The 12,293-nt window shown below is 56.5% G+C and carries 12 protein-coding genes; 7 read left to right on the top strand and 5 right to left on the bottom strand.

What is annotated here, in order from left to right:
- Positions 1 to 2 precede the first annotated feature (2 nt).
- Positions 3 to 1,364, bottom strand: a complete 1,362-nt coding sequence (locus AB1644_12815; GenBank protein ID MEW6051927.1) for an Nramp family divalent metal transporter — start codon at positions 1,362 to 1,364, stop codon at positions 3 to 5.
- A gap of 22 nt (positions 1,365 to 1,386) precedes the next feature.
- The gene (locus tag AB1644_12820) at positions 1,387 to 1,878 is read right to left on the bottom strand and encodes a metal-dependent transcriptional regulator (protein ID MEW6051928.1); all 492 of its coding nucleotides are present in this window, start codon (positions 1,876 to 1,878) and stop codon (positions 1,387 to 1,389) included.
- Between the two features lie 238 nt (positions 1,879 to 2,116).
- Between AB1644_12820 and AB1644_12825 the strand changes: the two genes are divergently transcribed.
- The 5 genes from AB1644_12825 to tsaD all read left to right on the top strand — a co-directional run bounded on the left by AB1644_12825 (position 2,117) and on the right by tsaD (position 7,551).
- The gene (locus AB1644_12825) at positions 2,117 to 2,830 is read left to right on the top strand and encodes an endonuclease V (GenBank protein ID MEW6051929.1); all 714 of its coding nucleotides are present in this window, start codon (positions 2,117 to 2,119) and stop codon (positions 2,828 to 2,830) included.
- Between the two features lie 10 nt (positions 2,831 to 2,840).
- Complete coding sequence (locus AB1644_12830; protein ID MEW6051930.1) at positions 2,841 to 4,061, top strand: M20 family metallopeptidase; 1,221 nt, start codon at positions 2,841 to 2,843, stop codon at positions 4,059 to 4,061.
- Complete coding sequence (locus AB1644_12835; protein MEW6051931.1) at positions 4,058 to 5,533, top strand: two-component regulator propeller domain-containing protein; 1,476 nt, start codon at positions 4,058 to 4,060, stop codon at positions 5,531 to 5,533. The genes AB1644_12830 and AB1644_12835 overlap by 4 nt, the downstream gene beginning before the upstream one ends.
- A 100-nt stretch (positions 5,534 to 5,633) precedes the next feature.
- Entirely contained in the window at positions 5,634 to 6,572 is a 939-nt protein-coding gene (locus tag AB1644_12840; protein ID MEW6051932.1) for a YbbR-like domain-containing protein, read from the top strand.
- Entirely contained in the window at positions 6,553 to 7,551 is a 999-nt protein-coding gene (tsaD, locus tag AB1644_12845) for a tRNA (adenosine(37)-N6)-threonylcarbamoyltransferase complex transferase subunit TsaD (GenBank protein MEW6051933.1), read from the top strand. Before AB1644_12840 ends, tsaD begins: the two co-directional genes overlap by 20 nt.
- 154 nt (positions 7,552 to 7,705) lie before the next feature.
- Here the strand turns inward: tsaD and AB1644_12850 are convergent, their stop codons facing one another.
- The 3 genes from AB1644_12850 to eno all read right to left on the bottom strand — a co-directional run bounded on the left by AB1644_12850 (position 7,706) and on the right by eno (position 10,296).
- Positions 7,706 to 8,527, bottom strand: coding sequence for an FRG domain-containing protein (locus AB1644_12850; protein ID MEW6051934.1), 822 nt, complete (start codon positions 8,525 to 8,527; stop codon positions 7,706 to 7,708).
- A 72-nt stretch (positions 8,528 to 8,599) separates the two neighbouring features.
- Positions 8,600 to 8,809 (bottom strand): TOBE domain-containing protein, encoded by a 210-nt coding sequence (locus AB1644_12855; GenBank protein ID MEW6051935.1) that lies wholly within the window; start codon positions 8,807 to 8,809, stop codon positions 8,600 to 8,602.
- A gap of 191 nt (positions 8,810 to 9,000) precedes the next feature.
- The gene (gene eno, locus AB1644_12860; GenBank protein ID MEW6051936.1) at positions 9,001 to 10,296 is read right to left on the bottom strand and encodes a phosphopyruvate hydratase; all 1,296 of its coding nucleotides are present in this window, start codon (positions 10,294 to 10,296) and stop codon (positions 9,001 to 9,003) included.
- Positions 10,297 to 10,476: 180 nt separating this feature from the next.
- Between eno and AB1644_12865 the strand changes: the two genes are divergently transcribed.
- Positions 10,477 to 10,665, top strand: coding sequence for a CPXCG motif-containing cysteine-rich protein (locus AB1644_12865; GenBank protein MEW6051937.1), 189 nt, complete (start codon positions 10,477 to 10,479; stop codon positions 10,663 to 10,665).
- Positions 10,665 to 12,146, top strand: coding sequence for a glycosyltransferase family 39 protein (locus tag AB1644_12870; protein ID MEW6051938.1), 1,482 nt, complete (start codon positions 10,665 to 10,667; stop codon positions 12,144 to 12,146). Before AB1644_12865 ends, AB1644_12870 begins: the two co-directional genes overlap by 1 nt.
- Positions 12,147 to 12,293 lie beyond the last annotated feature (147 nt).

The following is a 12,293-nucleotide window of genomic DNA, read 5'->3' on the forward strand; positions in this document are numbered from 1 at the left end:
CGTTACCCCGTGATCCATCCGTAAACTGTCTGTCCCAATAAATACGCATTGAGACCGACAATAATCAAGGCCGTAATCCAGGCCAGCGTGCGGATCGGCAGGCCGTTGACAAACCGCCCCATCTTGCGCCTGTCCGAGGTAAACAGGACCAGCGGGATCACGGCAAACGCCAGTTGCAGTGACAGAATCACCTGGCTCAGAATCAGCAGTTCGCCAACGCCACGCTCGCCGTATATCCCGGCGACTATTGCTGCCGGCACGATTGCCACCAGACGGGTTATCAGGCGGCGAAGCCATGGCCGAAGGCGGATATTGAGAAACCCTTCCATCACGATCTGCCCGGCCATGGTGCCGGTGAGGGTGGAGTTCTGGCCGGAACACAAGAGCGCCACCGCGAACAGAGTGCTGGCCAGCGAGGCTCCCAGCACCGGGGTCAGCAGCTTGTAGGCATCGGAGATATCCGCCACGCTTTCGTGCTCGGTGCCGTGAAACGCCGCCGAGCTTACTATCAGGATTGCAGCATTGATGAAGAAAGCCGTCAAGAGGGCTGCCGTGGAATCAATTGCCGCGAATTTGATCGCCATCTTGCGGCCGGTGTCATTGCGTTCATATGCCCGGGTCTGCACTATACTTGAATGAAGATACAGATTGTGCGGCATGACCGTGGCGCCGAGTATCCCGATAGCGATATAGAGCATCATTGGGTTCTTCAGAATCTGGCTGGTCGGAATAAAACCGCTCACCATGCCGGCCACCGACGGCTGCGAGACAATCAGTTCGTAGGCGAAACAGAGGCCAATCATCACAATCAGGCTGGTGACGACAATCTCGATCACGCGGAATCCTCGGTGCTGCAGGAGCAGCACAACCATGACATCGAATGCAGTTATCAATACCCCGACCACCAGCGGAATACCGAACAGAAGGTTAAGGGCGATGGCCGAGCCGATCACTTCGGCCAGGTCGCAGGCCGCGATTGCGATTTCGCACAATACCCACAACGCAAACGACACCGGGCGGCTGTAATGGTCGCGGCAGGCCTGCGCCAGATCCCGACCTGCCACGATCCCCAATTTAAGTGAGAGGTATTGCAGAAGGATCGCCATGAAGTTGGAAATCAGAATGACGTACAGAAGTGCATAGCCGAACCGTGCTCCGCCGGCCAGATCTGTCGCCCAGTTTCCCGGGTCCATGTATCCGACCGAGATCAACAGCCCCGGCCCGGCAAAGGCCAGGAATTTGCGCCAGAATCCAGCCGTGCTCGGCACCAACACTGACGCGTGGACTTCCGGCAGCGACGGGGTAACAACATCGCGCCGCCAGGCAGCCGCTTGCTGAGTTACTTTTCTTCCAAAGAGTCCCATAGATAACATTGCTCTCAGTTCGTTAGGAGCGCCATCCCTCCGTCCGATACTGCGAGAGTCGACGGAAACCGGCGTATGACCGGACCCCGGCTTTCCAAAACGCCGTCACCCGCGCTTGTTCCTCGCTCTCCATAGTCAGAAAGTGTTCCAAAAACTCATGCAGCCGTCGTGCCGCGACGGCCGAGACGCCATGCTCCACCTGGCACACATCGCGTTCCGCCTGCGAACGGTTCAGCCCCAGTATGACGGTAAAGAACTGCAGCAGGTCATCATGGCGATGAACGATGTCGCCGGCGATCCGGCGGCCACTCGGCGACAGGGACACAGCTTGCCGCTGCACATGTCGCAGCAGTCCCAGTGCGGTGAGACGGTTGATCGTCCTCGTGACCGTAGGCAGGCGGGTCCCCAGCTCGGCGGCGATATCGCTCACCCGGACCTGCCCGTGTCCCTTCCGTTCCTCCAGACGGTAGACCGTCTCGATATAATCCTGTTGTGCGGCCGTTAACGTGGTCAAATGCACTCCAAATTACCTTAGGGTAATTCGCCGCCGTGGTCGTGTCAATAGTTGTTTTTGAAGCTATCCAGGGGCCGGCAGACCCGCTGACCTCCGTGATCACTTTACCGGTTTTCGTCAGAATACTCGGCCCGGCAGCCTCAGACTTGACACCTGCCGCCTCCGGACCCATCATTGCGTCGCCGCGCGCGAGCCATGTGTACCGTATAATACTTGAACCAGGCTGTTGAGGAGTGTTGTGAGGTACAGCAAGTTGCACGGATGGCCGGCCGACCGGTCGCAGGCATATGCCATGCAGGCCGAACTGATGTCGCGGGTCGTGTTGACCAACAACACCGAACCGCCGAGACGGGTGGCGGCCTGCGACACCGCCTACGGTATCAACGGTGAACTGCTGTATGCGGCGGCCGTAGTAATGAGTTTCCCCGATCTTGAAGAGATCGAGCGGAGCTACTTCGTCGCCAAAGTCGAATTCCCATACATTCCCGGTCTGCGCTATTTCCGCGAGGGGCCTGCCGTCACCGGTGCGCTCCTGAAGCTCGAGAGTGATCCCGATGTCATCATGCTCAACGGTCACGGCATTGCGCATCCCAAACGTTGCGGTCTGGCCTCGCATATCGGCATCGCATTCGATCTCCCGTCGATCGGATGCGCGAGGCAGTTACTCGTTGGCAAACATTATCCGGTGGGCCAGAAAAGCGGCAATCTCCAGTCTATTCGGCTGTATGGTCAGGATGTCGGTTATGCATACCGGAGCAAGGACAATGTCAAACCGATATTCATTTCGCCCGGTTACAAGTGCGATCTTGACTATGCCCGAGAACTGGTGGTGAAATGCCTCCGGGGATTTCGATTGCCGGAACCGCTCCGGCTGGCTCACCGGCTGGCCAACAGATCCCGCCAGCACGCCGAACGAGAACAGAGTGGACCAGAGCCGCCTGAGAGTATATAATTGGGAAGATATGCGTAAGGCCGGCACACCAGGATTGTCGATTCCGGATGACCCACTCATTCTCTCACGGGCGAAAGCGCTCTATCGCACGCAGGTCGGTTGGCGGCGCCATCTGCACAAGTATCCCGAACTGTCAAACCAGGAATTTCAGACCACGCAATTCGTCAAACAGCAGCTCGCCAAAGCGGGCCTGCGCGTTCTGCCTCTCAAACTCCCGACCGGCGTGCTGGCCGAGATTAGCGGCTCGCGGCCGGGCCCTACGGTGGCGATCCGGAGCGATCTCGATGCCCTGCCCATAGTCGAACAAAGCGGCCTTCCGTTTCACTCAGTTCGTCCTGGTGTGATGCATGCCTGCGGCCACGACGTACATATGACTACTGTGCTGGGCGTGGCCACGATTCTCGCTTCGTTGAAAAAGCAGTTTCGCGGCAAAGTGCGTTTCATTTTCCAACCGGCCGAGGAAGTTCCGCCTGGCGGCGCCCGCCCCATGATTGCCAACGGCGCTCTCAAAGGGGTTGACATGATCCTCGGCCTCCACGTGGACCCGCATCTGCCGACCGGCAGGATCGGATTATTGGATGGAGCCATGATGGCCTCGGTGTTTGATTTCGATCTGATTATCAAAGGTAAGGGGGGGCACGCGGCGCGGCCGCACTTGGCGGTCGATGCTATCTCCGTCGCGGCGGAACTGCTTGAGTCGATCCAGAAGGTTGTTTCCCGTGAAACCGACCCGATGGACCCGGTGGTCGTGAGTTTTGGACAGATCAAGGGTGGGACAGCGCGCAACGTGGTGGCCGGGGAAGTACGTCTGGCGGGAACCGCGCGGGCGTTGTCGGAACGAGCCTACAAGAGAATCCCGTCGCTGCTGAAGCGGACAGTCGACGGTATCTGTCGTGCACGCGGGGCCGATTTCCAGCTGGTGCCGCTGGCGGCGTATCCGGTACTCCGCAACCACCCCGCGGTCAATCGTCTGCTTGCACGAACTTGCGACTCGCTGTTCGGTCCGGGAAGGATCGCCAAAGTTGAACCGGTATTGGGAGGCGAGGATTTCGCCTGCTACCTTGAGAAAGTCCCGGGCGCCATGCTCTGGCTGGGGGTGATGAACAAGCGCATAAAGGCAGATAAGCCGTGGCATTCGCCGCAGTTCATCGCCGATGAAGAGGCTATCCGCTACGGTACGGCAGTGTTGGCGGGCGCGTCGCTCCGTTTCCTCAGAGACGGTTTGTCGTGAAACGCGCCGGCCATATCACCGCGCTGGCGGCCCTCACTTTGTTTATTACGGCGTTGCCCCTGCGTGCCTTCCGCCCGGAAGGCCAGGCTTTGATCTACGCCAATTTCAGCTTCATCAACTACATCGCCACTTCGCAGAAACATGTCTATTTCGCCACTACCGGCGGGATAGTTGTCTATAACAAGATCGAACTTCGCTGGGAAACGCCGTTGACCGGTGCAGGTGGTATCGACAGTGACAACGCCGACCGAATCTGGGTGGACCGATTCGACCAGCATCTGTACGCCCAGACCCAGGGGGGGCTGTGGGAATATGACTTCGTATTCAAACGATGGTCCTCGCTGCCGGAGCTACCGTCGATCGACTCCGATGATAAGCACGTGGCTCCACCGCCGACTATGTTCGCACCGTTCGGTTACAACTATGTCGGTACCGGAAACCTGGTGGATCCGCACGGCCGGACATTTCGCATCACCGATATGGTCGACGATGGCGCCGGCAATCTCTGGATCGGTACCTGGGCGCTGGGGGCGGCGACCGCCGATGCCGCTGGTCTGGTGATCGCACTGCTGCCGTACGGCCTTTTGCAGAATCCGGCCTATGCGCTGCTCGATGAGGATTCGCTGCTCTGGGTGGCGGGCCCGATGCTGGGGAGTCCGCGTACCGGCGTGACCGGGTTCGACCGCGCCAATAATCGCTTTCTCTGGGTCGAGTCCGGTGCCGGAGTTGATTTCCCGGCGGTCGACGTTAACTGCCTGGCGGGTGATAAGGCCAATCTGTACCTTGGCACTGTCGGCGGTCTTTTGGTGATGGACCGTGCGACCCTTCGCGTGTCGTCACGAGTGGACAAACGGCGCGGCCTGACCGACCAGAATATCCTCAGCATGGCTACGGTGGGAGATTCGATCTTCCTGGGGACATCCAACGGCCTCTTGCTGTTGTATCACGGTCTCGATTCGGTCGTCTATATCGGGCAGCGGGAATTCTACAACCGCATCATCTATGACCTGTTGCCGGTGGACAATGCCCTCTGGATCGGCTCCGGCGTGGGCGCATATCGATTCTTCCTCGACGACAACCGGCTCCAGAAATTCCAGGACCCGGATCAGGTACTGTTCAATCGGGTGTTCGATATCGATCGCGCCGGACGTGACCTCTGGCTGGCTTCTGATGGCGGCATGGTCCGTATCGATCTGGACAGCGGCGGCACCGAGCCGTTTCGAACGCTCAGTCGCAAACTCGACAGCCGGGCGTTGGCCGCGAGCGACCAGATGGTGGCTGCGGCATCGGACTTCGGTGTGACTGTCACGTTTTTCAATGACGGCAAACCGTACCAGCGGGAGTTCGGAGTGGAAGATGGGTTGCCGTCCCGATATGTTTATGCGCTCCTCCTCGATGGCGACTACCTGTGGATCGGGACTGATCGTGGGCTCTGCCATTTCTGGTGGAACAACCCGCGCCGAATCGACTGATCGCCTGGCCCCGCTTACAATATTCGGTTGATTCCTCACATATCATTCTGTACCATGATTCTAAGCACGTGTCCGGCATAGGCATGCGGCGGAACTGGCAATGAAATGGCTGATCGACAATTTCTGGCTCAAACTCGTGGCGCTGGCTATGGGGCTTCTTATCTGGCTCCATGTCGCCACGGAAAAAATGTACAATTACGAGCTGCGGCTGCCGGTCACCAAGGTCGATCTCAAGGAGAATCACACCTTGGCTTCGCCGCCTCCCGATTCGGTGACTGTGACCGTCTCCGCCAAAGGAAAGCAACTGCTCCGTCTTAATTGGCGACAGCAGGGAGTACGTATCAGTGCCACCAAGTATGCCTCCGGTCATTACACCATCCCGCTTGGCACCGACAACACCTACCTGGTAAATCCCACCAAGAATGTTCTCCTTGATGAAATCATCGCGCCCGCGACAGTCGATCTCGACATTGACGTGGAATCGAAGATCGATGTTCTGGTGACCCCGGACCTGGCCGCCACTGCCGATGATGGGTTCGCGGTGAGCCGTCGGATCGATGCTATCCCGCCGCGCGTGAGTCTCTATGGCCCGAAATCGCAACTGCGCGGAATCGCCACCGTGTTCACGGAGCGGAAAGAGCTGAGCGGCCTTCGCAGCAGTGTGACGGTAAGAGTGCCGCTGGTCGCACCCAAGGGGATCGGCATGCGGCTGGTGCCGGATTCAACCACGCTCAATATCGATGTTGTCCCGGTCAAAACGCGCGTGTACGAGCGGCTGCCGATTGTGGTGTACAACGCTCCGCCCAATCAGCCGGTGACCACCTATCCCAGTTTCATCCGCGTGGAGCTTACCGGTCCGCCGGAAGATATCGACCTGCTCAACCGTAACGCGCTCACGGTCTCGGCCGATTACCGCATGATGAACCGCACGTCAGTCGCGCCTCTGAAAATCGATTGCCCGGCCAATTTCCGCGTCAAGAAGTCATCGGCGGATTCTGTCAAGATTCTTATCGGCAACCATGCTGACTCTGGGAATTGAAACCTCGTGCGATGAGACCTCGGCGGCCGTAGTCGAGGATGGTCGCAGGACGCTCTCGAATATCATCCTTTCACAGGCGATTCACACCAAATTCGGCGGGGTGGTGCCCGAAGTAGCCAGCCGCGAGCATATCAAGACGATTATTCCCATTTACGAGCAGGCGCTCTCTGAGGCCGGTGTTACCCTTGATGACATAGCGCTCATTGCCGCCACGCAGGGGCCCGGTCTGGTGGGACCACTGCTCGTGGGACTCACGTTTGCCAAGGGGTTGGCGTTTGCACGCTCGCTGCCGTTCGTACCAGTGAACCACATGGAAGGGCATTTGGCAGCCAACATTCTGGAGCATCATGAACTGGACACGCACCATCTCACCCTGGTTGTCTCCGGCGGCCACACCATGCTGGTCGAGGTGAAATCGTTCGGCGAGTATGAAATTCTCGGTCGCACGCGGGATGATGCCGCCGGTGAGGCGTTCGACAAAGTGGCCAAGGTAATGGGGCTGGGGTATCCAGGCGGAGCGGAACTCGACAAGCTGGCGCAGTCGGGAGACCGCAACTACTATCGCTTTCCGCGCTCAGTGCTCAAAGACAACTACCAGTTTTCGTATTCGGGCCTCAAGACGGCGGTGGCTTTGTATATCCAGAAGCTCGACAAGGATGAATTCGAACTGCACAAGGCGGATATTGCTGCGTCGTTCCAGGAAGCGGCGGTCGATGTGCTGGTGGACAAGACGGTGAAGGCGGCGCAGGACAAGAACATCCGGGATGTCACGATCTCCGGTGGCGTGGCGGCCAACAGCCGCTTGCGGTCGCTGATGAAAGAGCGGCTGGACCGAATCGGCCGCCGACTGTTCTTCCCGTCGCTCTCACTTTGCACTGACAATGCCGCGATGATTGCCGCGGCGGGATATTTTCGCTTCAAGAAATTCGGCCCGGGGGAGCTGATCGCTGACGCCGTGCCGTATTTGAGGTTGGAGTAGGGGGGCAGCAGACATCATGCTCCGAGTCGTGTAGAGACACACGTGACAGATTCCTCGTCGGTCCGCCAAGGGCGTGGCGACTATTTCCAAACCGGGGCGTCGTTGACATCACTTAGATGAGCCCCAAAATGCTTCACGAATACTCCTTTTACATCTATACGTCGTTTGCCAGTTTGAAATTGCAGTACTTTACTGCACCCTGAATATCTGGAAAGAGGGTCCCGGCGTTTATGTTCATGAGATCAAGGCAGTGCAAGCACTTAATGCGGTCATCTGACGGAATTAGATGTTTGATCATTACTAAGTCATTGCTTTTCCAATTCTCCTTTATGACTTGTTCGAGTGTGTGCCCCAAGTTCCACGTGAGTGAAACAGCACGTTGTGCCACTAACCTTGGATTGGCATGGGCGAGCGGCTGCACTACTCGTAATACGCGCTGAAGATTTCTGATGTCGTCCATTACAATCGGTGATATAGCCTCCGACAAGTCACTGACCAACTTCTTGAATTTGTCAGTGTGGACAGACATATTCTTCACGGCTCCAACATGGAATAGCTGGTAGACGCATCGGGGTCTATCAAGCGGTTCCTGGTCTGCTTCCTCCAAAGCGAAATACAACGCCACGAAGGGTGACAAGGTCCAATCGAGTAAGACCGTATCCAGTCCAAAGTGCTGACCGAGTGCCCATAGACCATCTTCATCCTGGTGTGCAAACTCCTCTATTCCTCCCCTACCCCTTATTGCATACCGAAATGCCTCCAGGTGATCGCGCGCTGTTGAGTGAACATCAGAGATCCCTCGCTGTCGTGCAGTTCGGACTATCCTTGGAAGCAAATCCCAGTCCTGTCGTTGGCCCCTATACAGTTCTTCAGTCCCCTTGGCACTATTGATAACCCAGTCGACGAATCCATGCCATGAATCATGTTTTAGCGTTCGAATGACTCTGTCCGCCTGCTTCTCATACGAATCATCCATATTGCACTCTCACACAACCTACTCTACTTATCAGTGCTGACCAAAGTGCCCCAATGAGAATAATGGTCTGACCTAATTCTTCACCGGCAGCACATGTACCGCCTTCACGATCAGCTCGACTTCATCCCCCACCTTCAACCCCAACTCCTCCACCGATTCGGTCGTCAGTACCGAGGCCATAGTGACCGGGCCGGTGACGTTGAATTTCACCAGCGACATGATATCGCCGTTTTTCACCGAGGTCACTTTCCCGGCGATTCTGTTGCGCGCGCCGTATTTCATGACTTGAGTCCTTCTTCTTGTCATCCATGTCGGGTTTCTCGGTCGGAACGCCCTCGGAACTCGACCTACTTTTCGTTTCAGTCATTGCGAGACGCTGCGTTTCGCGGCGGCGAAGCAATCTCGTCTTCGTTGGTCCGTTGAGTCCACCAGTCGAGATTGCTTCGGCGAAGCGCCTCGCAATGACTCGGGTACTACTTAATACTATAAAACGCCTCTCTACCCGCGTACACCGCATTCGCGCCGAGCTGCTCTTCAATACGAAGCAACTGGTTATACTTGCAGATACGGTCCGTGCGGCACATCGAGCCGGTCTTGATCTGCCCGGCATTGGTGGCAACGACAACGTCGGCAATAGTGCTGTCCTCGGTCTCGCCTGAGCGGTGCGACACCACCGCCGTGAAATTCGCCTTCTGTGCCATCTGGATAGCATCCAGCGTCTCGGTCAACGTCCCGATCTGGTTCAGCTTTATCAGGATTGAGTTCGTCGAGCGATTCTCAATACCGCGCGCCAGCCGTTTCGGATTGGTGACATAGAGATCGTCACCGACCAGTTGCACCTTGCTTCCGAGTCGCTTGGTCAATTCCTGCCAGCCGTCCCAGTCATCCTCGGATAAGCCATCTTCGATAGAGATGATCGGGTACTTCTTGCAGAGCCCGGCATAGTAGTCTATCATTTTGGAACTGGAGAACTTTTTCCCCTCAGCTTTCAGTACATAATTCTTCGTCTTGGCGTCATAAAACTCAGTTGAGGCCGGGTCGAGCGCCAGCAGGATGTCTTTGCCGGCTTTGTAGCCGGAGTTTTCGACCGCCTGCATGATTACCTGCAGCGCTTCCTCGTTGGATTTCAGATCCGGTGCAAAGCCACCTTCATCGCCGACCGCCGTGTTCATCCCCTTTTTCTTGAGCACCTGCTTGAGATGGCCGAACACTTCCGCTCCCATCTGAAGCGCCTGGGCGAAACTCCTTGCCCCGACCGGCATGATCATGAACTCCTGCAGATCGACATTGTTGTCGGCGTGTTTGCCGCCGTTGAGGATGTTCATCATCGGCACCGGGAGGGTCTTGGCGTTGCAGCCGCCGATATATTCGTACAGGAACCGCCCCCGGCTCTCCGCCGCCGCCTTCGCCGTGGCGAGTGACACACCAAGCAGCGCGTTCGCCCCCAGTTTCCCCTTGTTCTCTGTTCCATCCATCGCTATCAGGTAGCGGTCGACCGCCAATTGGTCGTACGGGTCGATACTGTCCGCGATCAGCCGTGGGCCGATCTTCTCATTCACGTTGGCGACCGCTTTCAGCACGGACTTGCCGAAATAGACCTTGGCATTGCCATCCCGAAGTTCCACCGCCTCGTGTGCTCCGGTCGATGCCCCCGATGGCACCGCCGCCCGCCCGAGCGTGCCGTCGCTTAAAGAAACATCAACTTCAATAGTGGGATTGCCTCGGCTGTCGAGAATCTGACGGGCATGAATGTACGAAAAGTCGGACATGATAGTATCCTTTCAATCCTGTATGATCTTTGCTGTCAAACATATTTGCAGGTGAAAATCGCGGCAAGATTTATCTTCGCGCGCGACCGAAGAAGCGCACGATGTCCCGCTATGCTCAAGTATGAGCCTCATCTATCGCGGCCCTTGACACGCGGACCAAACAGGTCCTAATTTCAATGCATGGACCAGTTTTTCCTCTGTGCCGCCTGCGGCGAAGAAAACGAGCTGTTTATCGACCCTACAAAAGGGGATAAGCAGGAATTCGTGCAGGACTGCCGGGTCTGCTGCCGGCCAAATGTTGTCAAAGCCCGTTTCAATTACTACTCTAACGAGTACGATCTTGAGGTATATCAGGAGGATGTCGGGTAATGCCGGTGCGTTCCGACTGGCTTGTCCGTCTATTGGGATTGCTGGCCGTTATGGTCGGCGCTGCGGCGTTGTTCGCGTTTGATTTTGTCAAACAGCAGTTGCTGTTTCTGAGCGCCGACGGAGTAGTCGAACCGCACAGCTTTCTCCAATTGCAGATTCTCCTCGTATCCGCCGGAATTGTTGGAGTATATCTGTTCTTTCACCATCGACTGACGCCGCATCTTCAAGGTTCTGCATCTCGCTTGAGCACTGTGGGGACGTCGCAGTTCTTAATCTGGACTTTGGGCCTGGCAGCATTATTTCGCACGTTGGTTGTCATGTTCCTGCCGGTGGTTCTGTGGGCGGATAGTCTCGGCTATCATGATTACGCCGTAACCTGGGCGAGGGTGGGTAGCTATATGGAAAACGGCCTTCCCACCGCCGTATGGCCGCCGGCATGGCCGTGGCTGCTGTCGCGTCTATATCTCCTGTTTGGCGAACTGACTATTCTTGGAGCAATCGTCAACGCTTTACTGGGACTCGGTACCTGTCTGCTGAGCTATCTGACTGTGCGCCGTCTTTTCAATGAGCGCGCCGCTCGCGTCACGCTTGTTTTGATGGCCATATTCCCGAGCCAGGTTCTCTTTCTTGACCTGCTCGTTTCCGAGTATCTATTCACGTTTCTGCTGTGGCTCGGAATGTATGTCCTCATCCGTGTTGATAACTCCAGACTGAACCGATTCTGGTTTCTTGTTGGTGGTGGAATTGTGCTTGGTCTTGCCATGCTGACCCGAAGCCTGATCCAGTTGTTGCCGCTGGTTTTTGTCCCATATTGGTGGATGCGCAATGAATCACTCCGGTCAATAGCCGGCCGAGTGGCGTTAGTCGTGGTCGGCATGGCTCTTGTAGTTACGCCCTGGATAATTCGCAATTATCATCACGTGGGGGTCGCAGCGGTTTCTTCCAATGGCGGCATCAACTTCTATATAGGCAATAATCCGAGATCGGGAATAGGCTGGCTTGAGGTGGACACTACCGTTTTCCTCTTAGGGAATCCCGCAAAAGAGGCCGGCAATAACGAACTCGGGTACCGGCTTGGCTGGCAGTATATCGCCGGTCATCCGGCGGCTTTTGTGAAGCGCGGGATCCTGAAAGTCGCATATACGTTTGCGTCGGACATTGATGCTATAGTCAGCCACCTCATAGTTGCCGCGAAAGCGCAACGCACCGATTTTTATGTCGTGGCCGCCGTCGTCATGCAGTCGGTTTATCTAATCGCTCTGCTGTGGGCAGCGCTTGGAATCTGGCACTATTATCGTCAGGGTTCATACCGGCTGCATCCGGGCGGCGTTCTGTTGGTGTTGGTTGTTTTGTACTGGATGGCTGTCCATTTCGTATTCTTCGGGTGCGGCCGCTTTCATTTCCCTCTTATCCCGATTATTGCCGCTTTCGCCTCGCTGTATCTCGCCACGGATCGGTCGGGTTCCCGAGAGGTCAATTGAATGCGGAGTTCCGGCATCCGCTTCTGTCCTTTTCACCACGATAGGCATAACGAATGCTTGAAGTTTATCGTGGAGATAGTATATTAACTCATCGATGAAATCTGTCGAAATTATTCCGTGAGACGTTGAGAACAGGACATTGTGATT

This window comes from Candidatus Zixiibacteriota bacterium (assembly GCA_040753875.1).
Taxonomy (GTDB): Bacteria; Zixibacteria; MSB-5A5; order GN15; family FEB-12; genus DATKJY01.

Bases quoted from the DNA above. Each gene is read 5' to 3' on its own strand.
- AB1644_12865 (MEW6051937.1), top strand. From the start codon at position 10,477: ATGGACCAGTTTTTCCTCTGTGCCGCCTGCGGCGAAGAAAACGAGCTG.
- AB1644_12815 (MEW6051927.1), bottom strand. From the start codon at position 1,364: ATGGGACTCTTTGGAAGAAAAGTAACTCAGCAAGCGGCTGCCTGGCGG.
- AB1644_12870 (MEW6051938.1), top strand. From the start codon at position 10,665: ATGCCGGTGCGTTCCGACTGGCTTGTCCGTCTATTGGGATTGCTGGCC.
- AB1644_12830 (MEW6051930.1), top strand. From the start codon at position 2,841: ATGCGTAAGGCCGGCACACCAGGATTGTCGATTCCGGATGACCCACTC.
- eno (MEW6051936.1), bottom strand. From the start codon at position 10,296: ATGTCCGACTTTTCGTACATTCATGCCCGTCAGATTCTCGACAGCCGA.
- AB1644_12840 (MEW6051932.1), top strand. From the start codon at position 5,634: ATGAAATGGCTGATCGACAATTTCTGGCTCAAACTCGTGGCGCTGGCT.
- AB1644_12850 (MEW6051934.1), bottom strand. From the start codon at position 8,527: ATGGATGATTCGTATGAGAAGCAGGCGGACAGAGTCATTCGAACGCTA.
- tsaD (MEW6051933.1), top strand. From the start codon at position 6,553: ATGCTGACTCTGGGAATTGAAACCTCGTGCGATGAGACCTCGGCGGCC.
- AB1644_12855 (MEW6051935.1), bottom strand. From the start codon at position 8,809: ATGAAATACGGCGCGCGCAACAGAATCGCCGGGAAAGTGACCTCGGTG.